Origin of the sequence: Neobacillus solisequens (assembly GCF_051233465.1) — a bacterium.
Lineage (GTDB): Bacteria > Bacillota > Bacilli > Bacillales > Cytobacillaceae > Neobacillus.
On the sequence record NZ_JBKFGJ010000017.1, the window covers coordinates 40131 to 60276 of the forward strand.

At 37.9% G+C, this 20146-nt stretch carries 18 protein-coding genes and 1 riboswitch; of the genes, 5 read left to right on the forward strand and 13 right to left on the reverse strand.

Annotated elements, in window-relative coordinates:
• Positions 1-48 precede the first annotated feature (48 nt).
• From ACI3K6_RS15975 to ACI3K6_RS15985, 3 genes are all read right to left on the reverse strand, one after another.
• A complete protein-coding gene (locus ACI3K6_RS15975; protein WP_435555596.1) occupies positions 49-816 on the reverse strand; it encodes a dimethylarginine dimethylaminohydrolase family protein in 768 nt (255 codons plus the stop codon).
• 225 nt (positions 817-1041) lie between these two features.
• The gene (locus ACI3K6_RS15980; protein WP_435555597.1) at positions 1042-1716 is read right to left on the reverse strand and encodes a DUF1129 family protein; all 675 of its coding nucleotides are present in this window, start codon (positions 1714-1716) and stop codon (positions 1042-1044) included.
• On the reverse strand, positions 1713-2045 hold the full coding sequence (locus ACI3K6_RS15985; protein WP_435555705.1) for a PadR family transcriptional regulator: 333 nt from the start codon (positions 2043-2045) through the stop codon (positions 1713-1715). The genes ACI3K6_RS15980 and ACI3K6_RS15985 overlap by 4 nt, the downstream gene beginning before the upstream one ends.
• 299 nt (positions 2046-2344) lie before the next feature.
• Between ACI3K6_RS15985 and ACI3K6_RS15990 the strand changes: the two genes are divergently transcribed.
• Complete coding sequence (locus ACI3K6_RS15990; protein ID WP_435555598.1) at positions 2345-2911, forward strand: DUF4256 domain-containing protein; 567 nt, start codon at positions 2345-2347, stop codon at positions 2909-2911.
• Positions 2912-3187: 276 nt separating this feature from the next.
• Here the strand turns inward: ACI3K6_RS15990 and ACI3K6_RS15995 are convergent, their stop codons facing one another.
• Together ACI3K6_RS15995 and ACI3K6_RS16000 are read right to left on the reverse strand one after the other, a co-directional pair.
• On the reverse strand, positions 3188-3892 hold the full coding sequence (locus ACI3K6_RS15995) for a response regulator (protein ID WP_435555599.1): 705 nt from the start codon (positions 3890-3892) through the stop codon (positions 3188-3190).
• Complete coding sequence (locus ACI3K6_RS16000; protein WP_435555600.1) at positions 3882-5363, reverse strand: ATP-binding protein; 1482 nt, start codon at positions 5361-5363, stop codon at positions 3882-3884. Before ACI3K6_RS16000 ends, ACI3K6_RS15995 begins: the two co-directional genes overlap by 11 nt.
• Before the next feature lie 221 nt (positions 5364-5584).
• Positions 5585-5729: riboswitch (cyclic di-AMP (ydaO/yuaA leader) on the forward strand.
• 222 nt (positions 5730-5951) lie between these two features.
• On the opposite strand from ACI3K6_RS16000, the gene ACI3K6_RS16005 reads away from it, so the two are divergent.
• The 3 genes from ACI3K6_RS16005 to ACI3K6_RS16015 all read left to right on the forward strand — a co-directional run bounded on the left by ACI3K6_RS16005 (position 5952) and on the right by ACI3K6_RS16015 (position 8667).
• Complete coding sequence (locus tag ACI3K6_RS16005) at positions 5952-6521, forward strand: hypothetical protein (protein ID WP_435555601.1); 570 nt, start codon at positions 5952-5954, stop codon at positions 6519-6521.
• Between the two features lie 49 nt (positions 6522-6570).
• Entirely contained in the window at positions 6571-8403 is a 1833-nt protein-coding gene (locus ACI3K6_RS16010; RefSeq protein ID WP_435555602.1) for an APC family permease, read from the forward strand.
• A gap of 120 nt (positions 8404-8523) precedes the next feature.
• Positions 8524-8667 (forward strand): hypothetical protein, encoded by a 144-nt coding sequence (locus ACI3K6_RS16015; protein ID WP_435555603.1) that lies wholly within the window; start codon positions 8524-8526, stop codon positions 8665-8667.
• A gap of 192 nt (positions 8668-8859) precedes the next feature.
• Here ACI3K6_RS16015 and katG read toward each other — a convergent pair whose 3' ends face one another.
• Together katG and ACI3K6_RS16025 are read right to left on the reverse strand one after the other, a co-directional pair.
• The gene (gene katG, locus ACI3K6_RS16020; RefSeq protein WP_435555604.1) at positions 8860-11076 is read right to left on the reverse strand and encodes a catalase/peroxidase HPI; all 2217 of its coding nucleotides are present in this window, start codon (positions 11074-11076) and stop codon (positions 8860-8862) included.
• A 408-nt stretch (positions 11077-11484) separates the two neighbouring features.
• Positions 11485-12525 carry an NAD(P)-dependent alcohol dehydrogenase gene (locus ACI3K6_RS16025; RefSeq protein WP_435555605.1) on the reverse strand — a complete coding sequence of 347 codons (1041 nt, stop codon included), beginning with the start codon at positions 12523-12525 and terminating at the stop codon, positions 11485-11487.
• A 190-nt stretch (positions 12526-12715) separates the two neighbouring features.
• On the opposite strand from ACI3K6_RS16025, the gene ACI3K6_RS16030 reads away from it, so the two are divergent.
• Entirely contained in the window at positions 12716-13135 is a 420-nt protein-coding gene (locus tag ACI3K6_RS16030; protein WP_435555606.1) for a MerR family transcriptional regulator, read from the forward strand.
• Between the two features lie 121 nt (positions 13136-13256).
• On the opposite strand, the gene ACI3K6_RS16035 is transcribed toward ACI3K6_RS16030, so the two are convergent.
• The 6 genes from ACI3K6_RS16035 to ACI3K6_RS16060 all read right to left on the reverse strand — a co-directional run bounded on the left by ACI3K6_RS16035 (position 13257) and on the right by ACI3K6_RS16060 (position 19544).
• On the reverse strand, positions 13257-14222 hold the full coding sequence (locus ACI3K6_RS16035; protein WP_435555607.1) for an ABC transporter ATP-binding protein: 966 nt from the start codon (positions 14220-14222) through the stop codon (positions 13257-13259).
• A complete protein-coding gene (locus ACI3K6_RS16040) occupies positions 14209-15213 on the reverse strand; it encodes an ABC transporter ATP-binding protein (protein ID WP_435555608.1) in 1005 nt (334 codons plus the stop codon). Before ACI3K6_RS16040 ends, ACI3K6_RS16035 begins: the two co-directional genes overlap by 14 nt.
• Entirely contained in the window at positions 15213-16040 is an 828-nt protein-coding gene (locus tag ACI3K6_RS16045; protein ID WP_435555609.1) for an ABC transporter permease, read from the reverse strand. The genes ACI3K6_RS16040 and ACI3K6_RS16045 overlap by 1 nt, the downstream gene beginning before the upstream one ends.
• A 14-nt stretch (positions 16041-16054) precedes the next feature.
• Entirely contained in the window at positions 16055-16993 is a 939-nt protein-coding gene (locus tag ACI3K6_RS16050; protein WP_435555610.1) for an ABC transporter permease, read from the reverse strand.
• Between the two features lie 193 nt (positions 16994-17186).
• Entirely contained in the window at positions 17187-18776 is a 1590-nt protein-coding gene (locus ACI3K6_RS16055) for an ABC transporter substrate-binding protein (protein WP_435555611.1), read from the reverse strand.
• 51 nt (positions 18777-18827) lie between these two features.
• The gene (locus ACI3K6_RS16060) at positions 18828-19544 is read right to left on the reverse strand and encodes an HAD family hydrolase (protein ID WP_435555612.1); all 717 of its coding nucleotides are present in this window, start codon (positions 19542-19544) and stop codon (positions 18828-18830) included.
• Positions 19545-20146 lie beyond the last annotated feature (602 nt).

Consider the following 20146-nt stretch of genomic DNA (forward strand, 5'->3'; position numbering starts at 1 on the left):
ATGAGAAAATCTTTCCCATACTCCTCTCACTTTGGATTTTCACCTTATTTAGAATCTAAGTGATAGACAGCTTAATCCGCCATCAATTTTTCTGAATTCTGAAGTATCGACCACTAATACTTTATAGCCGAGGTCTTCAATTGCTTTTTGGACAGTTGGATATCCTTCCGGCACTAATACATAGTCATTCACCCAAATGCAGTTTGCTCCATATGCTTCCTCTACTGAGACAATGATTTTATTAAACTTTTCAAATTCTGGAGAAGTTAAAAACTCGCCAGCTACTAATAGATTATTATTTTCTAGATAGGCTAAACCAGTTTTCAAATGCAATACTTCTTTTAATGGAACGATAGAGCCTGTTAATCCGTATTTTTCAAGGATAGCGATCATTTGCTCTGCACCCTCGCGGTTCGTACGGGCACTTTCACCGATATAGAAATGATCGTTAACCATCATAATATCGCCGGCTTCTATAGTTCCCGGTTCTTTTATGTATTCTATATGTTCATAGAATTTATTTAAGGCAGTTTGTAAATCTTGTAAAGCTGATTCATTTCTTCTCGTTTCAGCACCTGGGCGAGTGATAATGACACATCTTTTCGTACATAAGGCAACATCTTCTACAAAACAAGAGTCAGGAAATTCATCATTTGGTTCAAGCACAGTTACATCCACACCAGTTTTTGTCAAGGCGCTTACATATAGCTCATGTTGTTTCAGTGCTAGATTATAATCCGGTTTTCCTAAGTCTGCACTACTAATACCTTCCACTACTGATTTTGATGGAACTCTTACAATTACATTCTTAAACATACTAGAACCTTCTCTCAAGATATTTTTATTTAGAAACACTAATGATTTCTTCTACTTTATTGTAGAGTTTATTAGCAGAAAATATTGTGAGAATTTCCGTAATACTAGAAGGTAATTTTCAACACTCCAACTGTAAGGATGCTCACAAAATTCACCAAATAAATGAAAGAATGGTTACCTTGAAATAAACTTATATATTTGAATAACCTTCAATAATTAACGGATCTAGTTTCTATTGAATCTTCTCACCATGAATACGACAATCCAAAGGATTGCACCAGTTAGTAGAGAGGCTAACCAAGTAAATGGGAAGCTTGGGCCGAAGTGAGGAATGAACCTTCCTACTACAATAACAACTCCCATTGATAAGGCAGCGGAAATTCCTACTTTCAGCATATTTTTCTTTTCATTCGCACTTTGATTAAACAAAGAATTTTGAATAACCCTAAAGATAAACCATACTTCAAATAGGACAAAAGCTAGAATAATAGCCTGCATAATAAGTGATGAGAATGGGAAAACGATGTTTTCTACACTCCTAAATTTGGAGACTATTAGCATAGTGATACCTCGGGCTATCATCATCCAACTAATCAGATTAAAGACAATCCCCAATATAAAAGGAATCACTTTTCGTTTCTTTTCTTTTGGAAGGTTTTGAATAATTTCATCAGCATACCGTTTAGGGTCATCACCGAATATATACCGAGCAGACTTTCCTTCCTGTTGCCCATCAAGCAGGTGGTCTAGCATTTCCATTAGAACCTCCTCAGAGTATTGTTGAGACAGAGACGGATTCAATCGGATATAAATTAACATATCACTATAGTATTGTTTGTTCTCTGGGGTAAGTAGCTCACGTTTTGCATTATTTTCCTCAATCAATTGTCTTTCCTTCACGGTAAATTCCTCCCATTGAATAAATGATTAATAGGTTTTGCAATTTGAATCCACTCTGAGGCAATGGTATCGAGCGCTTCTTTTCCTTGCTCGGTTAAATGGTAGTACTTTCGGTTTGGCCCAGAGTCTGAGGGTTGCATTACCCCACGAATAAGACCATTTTTTTGTAACCTCAGTAAAATAGGATAAACGGTGCCCTCGCTTATATCGCCTAAACCTTCTTCTTGAAGTTTTTTTGATAATTCGTAACCATACACTGGTTTCTTTTCGATTACTGCTAACACACAGCCATCCAGTATTCCCTTTAATAATTGACTTCTTAAGGACATGTATAGTTTTCCTTTCATTTAAAAATCACACCTGTATTATGTAAAACAAGATAGTGGATTAAAAAAGAAGCTACTATGCTTTACCAAGTAGTTGTTAAAATTTTAGCTTTTTTTCTTCTGTTCTGTCAATATATAATTTACATATTAAGTTATTTCCTCAATAAACAAATAATTTTTTCGAATTTCTCCATATACATACTATATAATAATTTTCGCCATTATTAAAAAGTGTGAGTTATTTGTTAGAAAAATTATTTTAACTGCACAAAATAAGAAGTAACATATACGAGGAGGATTTTATGAATATGGAAACAAGGATGTTGTCATCTGAACAACATGAAGAAATACTCAATACATTAAAAGCCCGTTTTGAGAAAAACATGAATCGTCATAAAGGGCTTGAATGGGACAAAGTACAGGCCAAGCTAGAAGCAAATACTGAAAAACTATGGTCGCTCTATGAAATGGAAAGAACTGGTGGAGAACCCGACGTTATTGGTCTCGATAAACAGACGGACGAATATATTTTTTGTGATTGTACAGCGGAAAGTCCTAAAGGTCGCAGAAGTGTTTGTTACGACCGTGAAGCGCTGGAATCAAGGAAACAGCATAAACCACAAAACAGCGCTATGGATATGGCTGTTGACATGGGCATTGAGATCTTAACAGAAGAACAATACCGGGAGCTGCAGAATCTGGGAAGTTTCGATACTAAAACATCGAGCTGGGTGAAAACCCCTGCAACTATTAGAAATCTCGGTGGGGCCATCTTCTGTGATCGTCGCTACGACACGGTCTTTGTGTACCACAATGGAGCAGAATCCTATTACGCAGCCAGGGGTTTCCGTGGATCGCTAAGGATCTAAATTTAAAAGGAAAATACATAAATAAAACTAACCGGGACCTCATGTGTTCTACATTCATACCCTTACATGTTTTAAAAGAACAAGCAGGCTAATTGAATTGCACCCCAATTGTTAGACACGATCTAACAGTTGGAGGTGCAGTTCAGTGGACGTTGGTCCCTTTTTTATCATTTTTTATAAATATGTGCAAGTGAAGGCAAAAAAACTATAGTTCGCTTTCACTGTTGAGAACAAGAAGCTGTCCTGACAACAAATGACGCTAATTGAATCTTTAGTTTATTCATCCGCTAGTCGGTAACCTACTCCGATTTCAGTTAACAAATATCTGGGTTGAGCTGGTTCTTTTTCAATTTTTCTTCGCATATTTGCCATAAATACTCGGAGTGACAATGTATCATTGCCATTCGTATCTCCCCAAATCTCCCCTAGAATAAATTTATGTGTTAATACCTTTCCTGCATGTTTTGCCATCAAAACCAATAATTTATATTCCAAAGGCGTTAAGTGAATTTCATCATTTGATAAAAAAACATGGCGTCTTTCATAATCAATTTTCAATTCTCCGACAGTAAACATGGAACTCAATTCCTGCTGATTAGAGATACTAGTAGGAATTAAATGACGCAAAGCAACCCTCAGTCGTGCGAGCAGTTCGGGCAAACTAAAAGGTTTTGTTAAATAATCATCTGCACCAGAATCTAAAGCTCGTACTTTTTCTTTTTCTTGCCCTCGTGCCGATACAACAACAATAGGTGCTTTTGTAAATTTTCTTAATTCGGTAATCACATCAATCCCATCAATATCTGGAAGTCCTAAATCCAGAATAATGATTTCTGGACGATGGGATGCGGCTAAAGAAATAGCGGTTTTACCCGAATCTGTTTCAATGTATTTATAACCATTTGCATTTAATGAAACACAAATAAAATTTCTAATCGATTTGTCATCTTCAACCACAAGAATTGCTGGCTTATTTTCCATATGTATCATCCTTTACTGGTAATTTAAATCGAAGAGTTGCTCCGCCCTCTTCATTGTTAAAAGCAGAAATTACTCCACCGTGAGCGGTAATAATCGATTTACAAATGGAAAGACCTAACCCGATGCCACGCCCTGAAGAAGTAGTGAAAAATCGATTAAAAATCACAAACAGATTTTCATCGGGAATGCCATTTCCGTTATCAGCTACTTCGAAATAAACAAAATTATCTTTAAGAAAGGCTCTCACTTTAATAGTGGAATGAGGTGGTGTATATTTAATGGCGTTATCAAGCAAGTTTATCAATACTTGTTTGATTAATATTCCATCCATTGGAATCATAATAGGTTCGTCTGGAATAGTTATTTTTATTTCATGATGAATATCAAGTTTTTTTATTCTAAAGACTGCCTCACTAACGACTTCCTCCACTAATTCCATATTTTTATTAATTGAAACGTTACCATCATCCATCCTGGTAATGCTTAATATGTTTTCAACTGAATGGATAAGCCATTTAGAATCCTCGAAAATATCAACTAGTAATTGTCTCTTCACATCTTTTTCAAGTATTTCTCCGTGTTCGAGTAAAGTAGTCGTAGATCCTAAAATTCCTGTTAAAGGTGTACGTAAATCGTGCGATACTGAACGAAGAAGATTACCTCGAAGTTTTTCTCTTTCCATTTCTACTTGGGCTTTCTGTTGTTTTTTTGAAATTTTTTCGCGTTCCATTGCTAGCGCAAGGTGCATAGAAATGGCTTCGACAAAACTTTTTTGCTCAATGGTTAAAGTAGAATTCAAGCAGGTAATCCCAATTACCCCGAGACTCTCGTCAAGTCCTTTAATCGGAAAATAGGTTACATTCTTTGTTTCTAACGATTTATTTGTTTGGATTGTTTTTCTTATTCCATCGCTATTATAAAAAATTTGTTCATTCTCATCTGTTTTTAATATGAAAGGTTCACTCAGTCCGTTCGATGATTTTAACGCAGTAATGAAAACAGAATGATTGATGGACTCAAGTATCTTTTTCGCACCAATTTCTAAGATTTGGTCTACGTCTGGTGCTTGGAGTAAATTTTTACTGATCTGATAAAGAATTTGTGTTTGTTTTTCACGAATGGAGGATAAACTTGCCTCTTTCTTCACCTTTGTCGTCAATGTACTTGTGATAATCGCGGCAATCAACATAATAGCAAATGTTATGGGATAGTCTGGTCGATAAACAGCGAGAGAGTAAAAAGGCATAGTAAAAAAGAAATTAAAATCCAATACCCCGATTATTGATGCAATTATTCCATACAAATAACCTTCTGTAAATTTTGAAACTAGCAAAACACCTAATATGAAAGTAATGATTATATTGGTTTCAGTTATTCCTATATATTTGAAGAATAAAGATAGGAAAGTAATGAACATCATGATCATGACCATCACCCCGATATTCCATGTGATATGTTTCAGTTGCTTCATTCATATCATCCTTCATGTTTTGATATTATTATCTAATAATATTTTATTGAAATTATAAAATGAATTCGATTTTAAAAAATTAACAACATCTTAACTGTATTTCTTATTTAAACGATCTTAAAATACATATAGATTTATTTTAAATAGGGGAGCACAAGAAGTAATAAGAGAAGGTGAAAGTCGATTTGAGCGAAGTTTTATAAAATTTCATTATAAAAAAATCATATGAACGGCTTAATTCTGAGGAAACTCAGGAACGGAGGAACCAATTTTTCCGGGGTTAATTCTACAAGTTGTAGAAAGGATGAGATACTCTTTCGCCATCCTACCCGTCAGCTAACTTCGTCGGCTAAAGCGAAGGAGGTCAGAAGACCACCTGATTCAGGGGGCTTTTTGTTTACAAAGCAAAAAGGCAACTTGAGCATGTTAAGTAGGTCTTTTTATTATGCCTATTTTTAGGAAAAAGGAATAGGGGATACATTAAAAGAAAGTAGAGAGACTAAAGGTTTACCAGGACTCATTAAATATTTAATTTTGGTTAATTTTACTGATTCAATGCCAAAGTGTTGATTTTTGGGAGGAAGTTTTATGATTCAACTTTCTAATACCAATTTCGATTTTGAATATCTTTATTTAGATAATTCTTGTCCAACCTTATTTGGATCAAAAAAAGACTGTTTTGATATGCATACATTAAGTTATAGAGTTTTTGGTGGAATTTGGAAATTGATCGATGGTAAAAGGATTATTTTAGGCTACTGGTTTGCAGACAATGAAAGTGAACTTCAATACGCTATAAGAAGTGCAGGTTTTACCGAACTAATTAATTCAGATAATGGTGAAATAAATGAAGTTTATCATTCAATCCGTATTGAACAGGACCAACAAAATTGGTCTAACAGAAGCAAGTTACCGATTTTATCTATATTGAAGAAGCCATGGAAAGATTTAAGGAAAGGATGGTATGTTTTAAAATCAGGTACTAATTTTCCTTGCATCCTTACATGTATTCAAAAAAATCGGTATTCCGTTTGGATAGAGCATATACAGGTTTGTGAAAATAAAAATGATGCAGTCAAATTTATTAATTTAATTAATACTGAACATAATATTCATTTAAATTACGATGTATATGCAGAATCCAATATAAAAAATTAACAACAAGTAAAAAGTACTTAAATTAAAAAATAATTGGAGGAAGAAAGAAATGACTTCTCAATCAATAAAACGGCTAATCCTAGGGCGGCCATTAAAATCGGAAGAGGCTGAAGGCGAAAAAATGCCCATGTGGAAAGCTTTACCGATTCTATCATCGGACGCCCTTTCCTCCGTAGCATACGGAACAGAAATGATATTATTAGAGCTTGCAACCGTTGGAGCATTTGCCTTCTCATTTTCTATTCCCATTGCGCTGGCAATTATTTTACTAATCGCGATTTTAATTGTTAGCTACCGGCAAGTCATTGATGCCTACCCACAAGGTGGCGGGGCGTATATGGTAGCCAAGGAAAATTTAGGAATGATGTGGGGGCGTTTGGCTGGTGTTTCGCTTCTAATTGATTATACACTAACCGTTGCCGTTTCCATTTCAGCAGGAGTGATGGCGATCACTTCAGCCTATCATGCAGCCGTTCCCTATGTTGTTCCAATCGCTTTATTATTCACCTGGTTTATGGTTTGGATGAATTTAAGAGGCACGTCTGAATCTGGAAATGTATTTGCCTTCCCAACGTATTTATTTATTTTCTGTATGCTAGTCCTTGTAGGGAAAGGTTTATTTGATTGGCTAACTGGCACTGGGCATACAACCCATTCTGTATCTGTTCCTACCGGATTACCTACAGGTTTGACTTGGTTTGTATTATTAAAAGCATTTTCTTCCGGGTGTTCAGCTGTTACAGGAGTCGAAGCTATATCGAATGCTGTTCCTCATTTCAGAAGACCTGCTGAAAAAAATGCAAAAAGAACCATGTTAACATTGGGAATTTTATTAGCTGTCATCTTTGGAGGAGTAACCATACTTTCACAAGCTTATAATATACATCCCGACCCAACAGGGACCAAATCCGTTTTATCGATGGTTGCAGAAGCGGCCTTTGGCAGAGGTGGTTTCTATTATGTTATTCAGCTTGCTACAACAGCGATCTTAACACTTGCTGCCAATACGAGTTTTAATGGATTCCCTATTTTATCATCGATCATGGCTCAAGATAAAAATATGCCCCGTATGTTTAGCAATAGGGGTGACCGGTTAGCTTTTAACTATGGAATCATTACATTAGGAATTTTAGCCAGTATTCTTCTCATTGTTTTTCGCGGAAAAACGGATGCATTAATTCCACTTTATGCAATTGGGGTTTTTCTTTCATTTACAATGGCACAAGTAGGTCTTGTATTAAAGTGGTGCAGAGACAAGTCAGAAGGATGGCAACGTAAAGCAATCATCAATGGTGTAGGTGCCTTTGTAACACTATGCGTTGTTATCATATTTTGTATTACAAAGTTTAAAGAAGGCGCATGGATTGTTATCATCATTACCCCGTTACTTGTGTTTTTATTAACAAGAATTAGCAAACACTATGACAATGTCGCTAAACAATTGAAAGTTGAATTAAATGAACCCATTCCTGCCGTTGAAACGGTCGTTATTATTCCTGTTGCAGGAATCCATAAGGTTGTATTGTCAACTATTGCTTATGCAAAGGCATTATCTCCATATGTAGTAGCTTTTTATGTAGCTTTTTCCCCTGAAGAGGCTAAGAAAATGGAAGAAAGATGGAAACAATGGAATCCAGGCGTCCGATTAGTGGTCGTTGTTTCTCGTTATCGTACCTTAATAAGGCCATTAATTGAATTCATTGGGCGTGCGGAACGCCATTATGGAAAAGAAAAAAGAATAACTGTTCTTTTACCTGAATTTATCACACACAAGTTCTGGCATCGATTATTACACAATCAGTCAGCTTTTCGTATTCGTACACTTCTTTTAAATAGAAAAGATGTGGTGGTTTCTACTGTTCCGTTTCATTTAAATGATTAATAACAATTAGTTCGAGTAGCAAGCCCAATGTTATTTATTGGGCTCTTTTTATTGTATAATATGTATAAAAGGAGAAATTGGGAAAAATAATAATAGTATACAATGATTAGGAGTGAGCAAATGGATGAGCAGTTTTGTAGTATTTGTGGACATGAGGAAACTGAAGAAACGAATGATGCCCATTCAACCGTGATCATTATTTGTGACAATTGTCTAAAAAGTGATCTGCTTATTCCTGCTTTGGAAAAATTTTTTCTTAATTAATTGCTCTCGTTAGACGAAACTCCAATCAGAACAAATATATCCTTATTAGTTTTAAGTTAAAATATTCAAATGGTAAGATAATCCCCTAGGGTAATAGGGGAGGTACAGGGATTTAGACCAATATGTAGGTAAAATGATTCATTGTTAGGTCTCCTTCACAAGAAAAACCGCCAATGGCGGTTTTTCTTGAACTTATTGACTTGTCAGTTGCATTTTCTTACGGTCAGCCGTCTTAAGATCAAAGCGATCGGCATTCATGACCTTGACCCAGGCGGCGATAAAATCACGGACAAACTTCTCTTTGTTGTCGTCCTGAGCAAAAACTTCTGCAATGGCGCGAAGGATGGAGTTGGATCCGAAAACGAGGTCTACTCTTGTAGCAGTATGCACCACTTCCCCTGTTTTGCGATTTCGACCTTCATAGACTACTCCGTCAACAGGATGCCAGGCTACATTCATATCAAGCAAATGAACAAAGAAGTCATTGGTAAGTGTGCCAACCCGTTCAGTAAACACTCCGTGTTGGGTGCCTCGGTGGTTTGTTCCCAGAACACGCATACCGCCGATAAGTACCGTCATTTCCGGTGCAGTTAGGTTTAATAGTTGTGCCTTGTCTAATAGTAGTTCTTCTGGACTTACACTGTATTGCTTCTTTTGATAGTTGCGGAACCCATCGGAAACAGGCTCTAGTACTGAAAAGCTCTCAACGTCGGTTTGCTCTAGAGTTGCATCTCCTCTTCCAGGAGCAAAAGGAACAGTAACATCAAAGCCGGCATTACGTGCAGCCTGTTCCACTGCTGCACTTCCACCAAGTACAATCAAATCGGCAAGACTTATTTTCTTATCCAATGTACGTTGAATGTCTTCTAGTACATTGAGCACTTTTGCTAGTCGCTCAGGCTCATTTACTTCCCAATCCTTTTGCGGGGCAAGTCGTATACGGGCACCATTTCCACCGCCGCGATGATCTGAACTACGGTAGGTACTAGCGGAGGCCCAAGCCGTTGTTACTAGCTCGCTGATTGTCAGTCCAGAGTTTAGGATTTTTTCTTTTAGCACGGCTATTTCGCCATCTGTTAATTCGTAATTCACTGTTGGCACCGGATCTTGCCAAATGAGATCCTCTTCTGGAACTTCCGGACCCAAATATCTTGCTTTTGGACCCATATCACGGTGAATAAGTTTGAACCATGCATGGGCAAAAGCATCGGCAAATTCTTCTGGATTTTCATAAAAACGACGAGCAATATTCTCGTAAATTGGATCATGTCGCAATGCCATATCCGCGGTGGTCATCATCGTCGGCACTTTAATGCTTGGATCTTCTGCATCTGGGGCAAGATGCTTCTCATCAGGATCTACTATAAGCCACTGCCAGGCCCCTGCAGGACTTTTTGTCAGCCACCATTCATATCCAAATAATAGCTCAAAGTAACCATTATCCCACTGAGTCGGGTTGGCAGTCCAAGCTCCTTCAATACCGCTGGTAATGGTGTCACGGCCTTTACCAGAACCATAGGTGTTCAGCCATCCTAACCCTTGTGCTTCAATAGGAGCAGCTTCTGGCTCCGGGCCAACATGGGACGCATCTCCTGCACCGTGCGCTTTACCAAAAGTATGGCCGCCTGCAATGAGGGCAACTGTTTCTTCATCGTTCATTCCCATACGTGCAAAGGTCTCACGAATATCTTTGGCGCTTGCAATCGGATCTGGTTTTCCATTTGGCCCTTCAGGGTTCACGTAGATCAGCCCCATTTGTACGGCTGCGAGTGGATTTTCAAGCTCACGGTCGCCTGTGTACCGACGATCACCCAGCCATTCTGTTTCCGTGCCCCAATAGATGTCTTCTTCCGGATGCCAAATGTCTGGTCGTCCTGCCCCGAATCCAATGGTCTTGCCGCCCATGGATTCAATCGCAACATTGCCTGCTAGAACAAGCAAGTCCGCCCAAGAAATCTTGTTACCATACTTTTGCTTAATCGGCCATAGGAGTCGGCGGGCTTTATCAAGGCTTGCGTTGTCAGGCCAGCTGTTTAGTGGTGCGAAGCGTTGGTTACCGGTTCCGCCGCCACCTCGGCCATCAGCTGTACGATATGTACCGGCAGCGTGCCAAGACATACGGATAAAGAATGGACCATAATGTCCGTAGTCAGCAGGCCACCAATCTTGACTGTCAGTCATAAGGTTGTGAAGATCCTGCTTAAGAGCATCGTAGTCTAATTTTTTAAATTCCTCTGCATAATCGAAGTCTTCTCCCATAGGGTTAGATTTTCTGTCATGCTGATGAAGAATATTCAAATTTAGCGCATTTGGCCACCAATCTCGATTTGACGTACCGCTTGATTGGTTACTAGTTGCACCGCCGTGAAACGGACATCCTTCACTGTTTGAATGGTTCTTAGCATCCATTTTATATTTCTCCTCCTCTAAACTAATTTAAAATCATCTAGTTTCTAAGAAACTAGAATGTTAATAATGATTATTAAGTAATCACTATAATGTTATGATTTAAGGATAAAAAATATATTCATTTTCCAGGCAAGGAGACTCTTATAATCTAAAAAAATTAAGAAAAACATAATATTAGAGAAGATTAAAAATAGTAATTAAAATGAGAATGAAACGGAATTTTAGAAGGGGATATGCAGAGATTCATCGAATTGAATGTTTTGGTAATTTCAATATATTTCCATTATAATGAATAGAATCGGTAAGAGGCAAGTCTTTAGATCCTCTTATAAAAATTCTATATAAATAATAAACAGAGGGATTCAAGGATTCTTGAATCCCTCTGCTTTTTTTCAATCATTTCCACAACTACATGGTGCTGATGTCAATTACAAATCGATATTTCACATCCGAAGCTAATACGCGTTTATAGGCTTCGTCAATTTGGTCAGCTGAAATGACTTCAATCATAGGAGTAATGTTATGTTCCGCACAGAAATCTAACATTTCTTGTGTTTCACGAATACCACCAATCATGGAACCTGCAAATGAACGGCGGTGACCGATTAAATTAAACACGTTTAGTGATAGCGGTTCTCCAGGTGCACCGACGTTGACCAAGGTACCCTCAAGAGCGAGCAGCCCTAAATAAGCATCCAAGTCAATTTTTGCACTTACCGTGTTAATAATTAAGTCAAAGGTTCCGGCAAGTTTTTCAAATGTTTCTGAATCGCTTGTGGCATAGAAGTGGTTTGCCCCTAATTGCAAGCCATCATCCTTCTTTTTCAATGTTTGAGACAGAATAGTAACCTCGGCACCCATCGCATGTGCAATTTGGACCGCCATATGACCAAGACCACCCATACCAACAACTGCTACCTTCTTACCTGGACCTGCTTTCCAATGGTTTAGCGGTGAATATGTCGTAATACCTGCGCAAAGTAAGGGTGCAGCAGCGTCCAATTCAATGCTTTCTGGAATTCTAACCACGAAGTCCTCTGTTACGACGATGTGAGAGGAATAACCGCCTTGAGTAGGTTCACCATATTTGTCCACACCAGCGTAGGTAGGGACATTTCCTTTGAGACAGTATTGTTCTTCACCTTTTTTGCAGTTTTCACATTCACCGCAAGAGTCAACCATACATCCGACCCCTACCCGGTCACCGATCTTATATTTTGTGACCTCTGTTCCAACAGCCGTAACAATGCCGGCAATCTCGTGTCCAGGAACGAGTGGATAGTTTACTGGACCCCACTCGCCGTGAGCAGTGTGAATATCTGAATGGCAGATTCCCGCATATTTAATTTCAATCAAAACATCATGCAAATCAAGATCTCGTCGTTTAATTTCAGCAGCCCGAAACGGTTTGTCAGGACCATCAACAGCTCGTGCTTTAGCAGTAATCATAAAATAACCTCCAATAATCTATTTTTTAAAGAGATTGTGATTGCTCTCTTAAAAAATATTAATCCCTCTAGTTAACTCTAGGTCAAGCGGTTAATGATTATTTTTCAGTCTATACAGGTTTCATGGAATCTAGTACATTAGAATTTAGAGCTAACTCGAAGTCTATATTATTGGGAATGGGAGATCTATAATGAAGACATATTCTATCAGTGAAGTGGCAAAAGAATTGAATCTTACAGTCTATACTCTGCGTTACTACGACAAGGAGGGACTTATGCCTTCTGTAGAACGGACCCCCAGCGGAACACGATTGTTTAAAGAATCTGATATTGCTGCATTAAAAGTAATTGAATGTTTGAAATCTACCGGTATGCCTATTAAGGAAATTAAAACGTTTATCGATTGGTGTTCAGATGGGGATTCCACGTTGCAACAGAGATATGACATGTTTTTGGAACGAAAAGCTCATGTAGAAGCACAAATGGAGGCATTGAAGAAAACATTGGAAGTCATTGAGCATAAACGCTTATATTACAAAACTGCTTTGACTGCCGGCACGGAAGATGTTCATAAAAACAATAAAATAGAGGTTCCTTTAACTATTGAATAGAAAGCTGCCTTTATTCATAATTCCTGTTCTATAAAACAAACTCATGGAACAGATCAAACAGGCGCTTTTCACTGATGGGATTTGCGCCTGTCTGAATGATTTGTGGTTGACAAAACTATTATCATTCTTCGGAATATAGGTGACAGCTTACAAAGTGATTGGATTTTACTTCTTTTAAGTTAGGCTGTCGGGTTTTGCAAATATCAGAAGAAAATGGGCATCTTGTGTGAAAGGAACAACCTTTAGGAATTTCATAAAGATTGGGAATCTCACTATTTAGGATTATTCTATCGCGTTTTTGTATATGTGTAGGAATAGCGGAAACCAAGGCTCTTGTATATGGATGAAGTGGACTTTCGTAAATACTGTGAACATCAGCCACTTCTACAATTTTTCCTAAATACATCACTGCCACACGATCACATAAATAGTGGACCACATTTAAGTCATGCGAAATAAATAAATAGGTGAGTGTAAACTGCTCTTGTAAATCTACGAGCAAATTTAATATTTGTGATTGTACTGAAACATCCAGTGCAGAAACAGGTTCATCTAAAATCAAAAACTTTGGCTTGAGAATGAGTGAACGGGCAATTCCGACACGTTGCCTTTGCCCGCCGCTTAATTCTTGAATAAATCGATTCGAAAAGGAAGGACCTAATCCGACATTTTCTAGCATTTCATTCACCATTTTTTTCCTCTCAACATCATTTCCTATTTTTTGAATTTTCAATGGCTCCTCTAATAATTGGTAAACCCTATGTCTTGGGTTAAAGGAAGAATTGGAATCTTGGAACATATATTGAATATCCTTATGAAGCCATTTTTTCTCTCTTTTCGAAAAATTGGAGACGTCCTTGCCTTCAAATAATATTTTTCCACTTGATGGGGTTAATAACTGGCCGGCAAGCTGCCCCATTGTCGTTTTGCCAGAGCCGCTTTCTCCAACAAGCCCCAAAATTTCCCCTTTATGGATAGTTAAATCAATATTATCAACTGCACGCAGGACCGAGACTTGATTAAACCTTGATTGTAGATAATACTTACTCAAGGTTACTACTTCTATCAATTTTTCAGCTGTATTCATAGAGGTTCACCTCATGCGACTTGGATAATACACACTTTACCTTATGGTTAGTTTTAAATTCCTCAAAAGCTGGGTTGTGTGCTTTGCATGTCTCAAAGGCATAATCACAGCGGTCATAGAAAGGGCATCCACCACCTCGTTCAGAGAGGTCGGGTACCGTACCTTTTATGGAATAGAGCCGAGTATTCTTCTTTTCCGGTATAGGAATCGATTTCAAAAGACCCTGTGTATAAGGATGCTGTGGATTTTGCAGCAGCTGACTGGCTATACCCACTTCTACTAATTCTCCTGCATACATAACTGCAATTCTGTCACACATCTCGGCCATTACTCCAAAATCATGGGAAATGAGAAGAATGGCTGTTCCATCTTCTTTACATTTTTTCTTCATCAGATCGAGTATTTGCGCTTGAATGGTAACATCTAAAGCGGTGGTCGGCTCATCTGCAATAAGTAAAGAAGGCTTACAGGCCAAAGCGATCGCGATCATAATTCGCTGTTGCATGCCACCGGATAGTTGATGAGGGTAATAATTCAGAAATTCTGAGGCTCTGGAAAGACCCACCTTTCCTAAAATTTCAATCGTCTGTTCCTTTGCTTCTTGCCGGGAAGCTCTTTTATGCAGCCTAAACATTTCCAAGATTTGTTCCCCAATGGTCAGTGAAGGATTGAGGGAGGACATGGGATCTTGGAAAATCATCGAAATTTCTTTTCCTCGTATTTGCCGACGTTCCTCGTCATTCATGTTTTGGAGGGGGATTGATTGATAAAAAATTTCCCCCTTTGTTATTTTCATAGATTTTGTCTGTAAACCAATAATAGAATGGGAAAGTACGCTTTTTCCGCAGCCTGATTCTCCGACGATACCCAGGATTTCACCTGCTTTGATGGAAAAAGACACATCACGGATGACATCATATCGATGTTTGCCTATTTTCACCTGAATGGTAAGATGGTTGATTTGTAATAACTCAGAAACTTCTTTCTTCATTAAGAATAGTTCTCCTTTCCATTCCGTTTATCCATTAGATCGCGAAACCCATCGCCAAATAGATTAAAAGCGAGAACGGTTAATGTAATCATCACTCCAGGAGCTAATGTGTACCATGGGGCTTTAAAGGCAAAGCCCTGTGCTTCATTTAGCATTCTTCCCCAACTTGGTTCAGGAGGCTGAACACCCAGCCCCAGATAACTTAAAGCGGCTTCTACCAAAATAGCAGTAGAGAAGCTTAACGATGCAGTCACAATAATCGCTGAAAGCGTATTGGGTAAAATATATCGGAAAATGACCCGAAAATGACTTGCCCCAAAATTGCGGGCAGCACGTACAAAATCAGCTTTTTTGTATTTCAAAAAGCCGCTCCGTATGATTCTCGAAAAACCTGGAATAGACAAAATACCAATGGCCATAGTGGTGGTGGAGAGATTAGGCTGTAGCACGGTGACAAGGATAAGAGCAAGTAAAATTCCTGGAAAAGCCATCAAAGAATCAATGAACCGCATAAGAATTTCATCAATCCAGCCGCCAAAGTATCCTGATAAAGACCCAATAACAAGACCGCCGGCAAGTCCTATTGAAACCGCACCTGCACCTACTAAAAAGGCAGTTTGAGAACCTTTCATGATACGGCTAAAGATATCACGGCCAAAATTGTCTGTTCCTAATAAATTTATTCGGTTGGGTTCCAGTAAGCGCTTTGCAATATTCATTTGATTTACATCATGCGGAATGTAAAAGAGGCTGGTAAAAAAGAGTATGAATAATATAGCAACCAATAGTAATCCAATCCAAAAATGGGCATTGCCCAACTTTCTCATGCTAACACCTACTTTCATTTCATTTTCGGATCTAACCACTGATAGGCCAGATCAATGAATAGATTGACAAAAATGGCAATCAACGCAATCATGATTACCATCCCTTGAACTAAAGGAAAATCGCGGTCGCCGATCGCAGTGATTAATAGTCTGCCGATTCCTGGGAGAGAAAAAACTTGTTCGATGACTAAACTGCCTGCTAAGATCTCACTGAAATTCATACCTGCAATCGTAATAACGGGAATAAGTGCATTTTTCAGAACATGTTTATAAAGAATAACTGAATTTTTTAAACCTTTACTTTTGGCTGTTCTAACGTATTCTAAATGTAATTGTTCAATCATTGTTGTCCGTAAATAACGGACAATAATCGCAATTTGAGGGATCGAGATGGCTATGGCAGGAAGCAGAAGAGATTTATACGCTAACCAGGGATTTTCAGACCAAGGCACATAGCCTCCGACACTAAACCATTTTAAGGTTAAGCCGAAAAACATGATTAATATGATACCAGCCCAAAAAGATGGGATAGCTAATCCTAGCTGTGTGACGATTGAAATAAAAAATTCCGCAAATTTCCCTTTATATTTGGCAGCAGCAACACCGAGAGGGATACCAATCAACACAGTCATGACGATAGAAATTAGTGCTAAAGTAAACGTTACTCCTACTCTCTCGAATATTAATGAAAGAACAGGTTGAGAATATCGCAAGGAGTTGCCAAAATTGAACATGACAATCCCTTTAAGAAATGAAATAAATTGACTGGAAAGCGGTTGATCAATACCGAGCTGTTTTTCAAGAGCAGAAATCTGCTCTGCAGTAGCTTCCGTTCCCAATATAATTTGGGCGGGATTCCCCGGAATGATCCGGAAAGCGATGAAGACCAACAGGACAACAAATAATAAAGTGAAAAGCAGGGTTAGGATTTTTCGGCTTATATAATTCACCATAACACCCCTTTTGAAGTGGATTTTTTATTAAAAAGGCGGGTGGAGCCTCCCCCATTTAAGTGCGCCACAACATATAATGTTGGGGGAACTTCATCTTGATGAAATGCTGGACTCTGCCCGCGCAGATTTATAATGAGTACAGATTGATAGAATCAAAGATAACCTGTATTTAAGTGTTCAAATGGCAAAACTTCTACTTTTTTATATAGACCGTCGATAAATCTTGGACATAAATGGGATAGGTTTGATAGCCTTTTATCGAACTTTTAAAAGATACATTCGTATGCGGATCCATGATAAAGACAGCTGCGGCATTATCGGTTATCAGCTTTTGGGCCTCCTTTATCAATTTCACTCGGTTTTTTTGATCAATTTCAGATCTGGCTTGCGAAAGAACCTGGTCTAATTCAGGGATCTTAACATTAAGAAAATTATTTTCGGCAGTTGAAATGTATCGGCTTAAAATTTCATATGGATCTAACTTGCCATCGAGACCGATGATGGTCGCTTCATAGTCTCTGCCTTTGTATACACGGTCAAGCCATACTCCCCATTCAACCGTTTCAATCTTTGCTCTAATCCCGACTTTAGCTAACTGTTGTGCAATGACTTGAGCCGTATCGACATGGAAAGGATAAACAGATGGAACGGTAATTGTTAAGTTAAAGCCATCCTTTACTCCAGCCTCTTGAAGAAGCTGTTTTGCCTTTTTAATATCGGTGGGATACGCATCCACGAGGGTTTTATTAAAGTATTGACTTAAGACAGGACTTAAGTTAGATCCAATCTTGGTTCCTTTCCCAAGGGCCACACCTTTAATGATCTCATCAACATTCACTGCATAATTAATTGCTTGTCTTACTTTGATATCGTTAAGTGGTTTTTTCGCGTGGTTAAATGCCAGTAATTGAACTAAATTCTGGGGGCTGCTAATTGTTTTAAATCCAGTCCCTAATTGCTCCGCTTTTTCGGTTCCGATTCGTGGGTAAATATCTATTTCGCCTGATTGAAATGCGAGAAAAGCCGTTTCAGGATCTGGAATAATGCGAAATTCTACCTGATTTAAGTAAGGAACTCCCTTTACATAGTAATCTTCATTCTTGGCAAGAGTCAGGCTTTGTCCTGCTTTGTATTCAACAAATTTAAAGGGGCCAGTTCCTATCGGTTTCTTATTATTATCCTCATATCCGTATGGGATGATGGCAGCAGTTAGAGCAGTTAGAAATCCCGCTTCATTTACCTTTAGATGGATAATAACAGTCTTATCATCTGGAGCTTCGATGTCCTTAACATTTGAAAAGGTTGAATATAGCGGCTTACCTGTGCCAAGACCGGCCAATTTTGAATAGGAGAATTTTACATCCTTAGAAGTTAATGTCTTTCCATTATGGAATTTTACCCCATCGCGAATTTTGAATGTATAGTTTAGACCGTCCTCTGAAATTGTATAAGATTCGGCAATGGCCGGTTTTAATTCGCCAAGGTGATTTGGCTTGAGCAGTCCTTCAAATACATTGAACAGTACTTCTCTTGTACCAGCTGCTTCTGCTAGATGAGGATCTAGGAAATCCAAGTCTTGAGGGATAGTTACTACAACACTTCCCCCTGCTTTTGACTTGGGCGAAGCCTGGTTATCTGATTCGGCTGTTTGAACTTTTGACTTTGATTTGTTGGATGATGAGGATTCACTATTTGCGTTGCATGCTGTTAATAATAGGTTGATGATAAGGATAAATAATATGGTGTACCGATTATGGTTGTTTTTCTTTCTAAGGTTTGTCATTTGGCTTAACCTCCGAATATATTTGATTTGCTCACCCAATTGGCGAGGTTTTTAGATAGCAGACACGGTCCAATTTTTTCCTTTTAATAATGGAGGGAGTTCTTTGATGGAAAAGATAATGGAATCATGGGCTATTTCTTCTATTCCTTTTTGACCAAATCGATTAATCAAAACACAATCGATTCCAACGTTTAAACTTGTGATGACATCGTCATAGTAATTATCGCCTACATAGATACTTTCTTCTGCCGTAGCATTTGCCAATTTAAGAGCCGTATAAAAGATACCTGGATCGGGCTTGCTTACACCTACCTCCGATGAAATTACAACTGTATCAAAATAGGGAAGTAGACCATTCCTTTTTAATAAATCCCTTGCACTTAAATCCCAATTGCTAATAAGACCAATTTTGTAATTCTCAGTCTTTAACTGCTGCAATATGGAATGAGTGAAAGGATATGGGCTCCAATAATCAGATTTTTCCTTAATCCAGGTCTGGATCTTGTGATTTTGTTCTAACAAATCAAAATGTAAGCCAAGTTGATAATTAACAATACCTAAATACCACGGGTAAAAGGTTTCAGTGGCCTGAGATAATATCCCAGGATATTCCCTCATAAACAATTTATCTGCAAAATGGTAAGCTTCTTCAATTTGTAAATAAGGAACTTCCAAATACTTCTCTTGAAGATATTTTTGGTAAGTAATCTCTCTTTGCTGATAAAAAAGGGTATACCCTAAATCAAACCAAACGAACGTTTTTCTCATCTTTCTCCTCCTTGTATGAAGTAACCGAAAGGGTTTGGGTAATGATTGCGGAATATATTCGATGACTCCCCATTTGAACTGAACATAGAATAAAAAAGGAGATGCTTGTAGACATATTAAATGTCCCATGAGCATCTCCAGTGGTCTGGCAGATTAATTATAATTCCGATAGGAATAATACGTTTTGAGAGTATCATAAAGGAGGGGTTATCAGTTTGTCAACAAAAATTTCCAGTTTAATGTCATAAGGTAAATTTGAACTAGCAATACAATTTGATCAGGAATCAGAGGCTATTGGGCAAATAGGACAGAGGAAGAAATTAAAAGTATCGTCCATATTAAGCTTCGTAAAAAAACTGTTAAACCATTAAATCTCAACTTTAAAAAATGAGAATTAGATAAATAGAGAAAAAGAATTGACAATTAGTGGATGTAGTTGTAAATTGTTATTATCAATAATTCGCATCAGAAAACTCGGTTTTGTTTAAGTTGGAAAAAATACAAAAATAAAATATTGAAATACTGATTGGACCACCAAAAGTATGTGAGATAAGAAATTATCGAGTACTTTGGTGGTCTTTTTTATTGGAAAAATGGGTATA

What these genes read in the sequence shown, in the direction of transcription:
- ACI3K6_RS16040 (WP_435555608.1), bottom strand. Translation starts at nt 15,213, where the DNA reads ATGAAGAAAGAAGTTTCTGAGTTATTACAAATCAACCATCTTACCATT.
- ACI3K6_RS16045 (WP_435555609.1), bottom strand. Translation starts at nt 16,040, where the DNA reads ATGAGAAAGTTGGGCAATGCCCATTTTTGGATTGGATTACTATTGGTT.
- ACI3K6_RS16055 (WP_435555611.1), bottom strand. Translation starts at nt 18,776, where the DNA reads ATGACAAACCTTAGAAAGAAAAACAACCATAATCGGTACACCATATTA.
- ACI3K6_RS16025 (WP_435555605.1), bottom strand. Translation starts at nt 12,525, where the DNA reads ATGATTACTGCTAAAGCACGAGCTGTTGATGGTCCTGACAAACCGTTT.
- ACI3K6_RS16005 (WP_435555601.1), top strand. Translation starts at nt 5,952, where the DNA reads ATGATTCAACTTTCTAATACCAATTTCGATTTTGAATATCTTTATTTA.
- ACI3K6_RS15975 (WP_435555596.1), bottom strand. Translation starts at nt 816, where the DNA reads ATGTTTAAGAATGTAATTGTAAGAGTTCCATCAAAATCAGTAGTGGAA.
- ACI3K6_RS16050 (WP_435555610.1), bottom strand. Translation starts at nt 16,993, where the DNA reads ATGGTGAATTATATAAGCCGAAAAATCCTAACCCTGCTTTTCACTTTA.
- ACI3K6_RS16030 (WP_435555606.1), top strand. Translation starts at nt 12,716, where the DNA reads ATGAAGACATATTCTATCAGTGAAGTGGCAAAAGAATTGAATCTTACA.
- ACI3K6_RS15995 (WP_435555599.1), bottom strand. Translation starts at nt 3,892, where the DNA reads ATGGAAAATAAGCCAGCAATTCTTGTGGTTGAAGATGACAAATCGATT.
- ACI3K6_RS15990 (WP_435555598.1), top strand. Translation starts at nt 2,345, where the DNA reads ATGAATATGGAAACAAGGATGTTGTCATCTGAACAACATGAAGAAATA.
- ACI3K6_RS15985 (WP_435555705.1), bottom strand. Translation starts at nt 2,045, where the DNA reads ATGTCCTTAAGAAGTCAATTATTAAAGGGAATACTGGATGGCTGTGTG.
- ACI3K6_RS16015 (WP_435555603.1), top strand. Translation starts at nt 8,524, where the DNA reads ATGGATGAGCAGTTTTGTAGTATTTGTGGACATGAGGAAACTGAAGAA.
- ACI3K6_RS16000 (WP_435555600.1), bottom strand. Translation starts at nt 5,363, where the DNA reads ATGAAGCAACTGAAACATATCACATGGAATATCGGGGTGATGGTCATG.
- ACI3K6_RS16060 (WP_435555612.1), bottom strand. Translation starts at nt 19,544, where the DNA reads ATGAGAAAAACGTTCGTTTGGTTTGATTTAGGGTATACCCTTTTTTAT.
- ACI3K6_RS16010 (WP_435555602.1), top strand. Translation starts at nt 6,571, where the DNA reads ATGACTTCTCAATCAATAAAACGGCTAATCCTAGGGCGGCCATTAAAA.
- katG (WP_435555604.1), bottom strand. Translation starts at nt 11,076, where the DNA reads ATGGATGCTAAGAACCATTCAAACAGTGAAGGATGTCCGTTTCACGGC.
- ACI3K6_RS16035 (WP_435555607.1), bottom strand. Translation starts at nt 14,222, where the DNA reads ATGAATACAGCTGAAAAATTGATAGAAGTAGTAACCTTGAGTAAGTAT.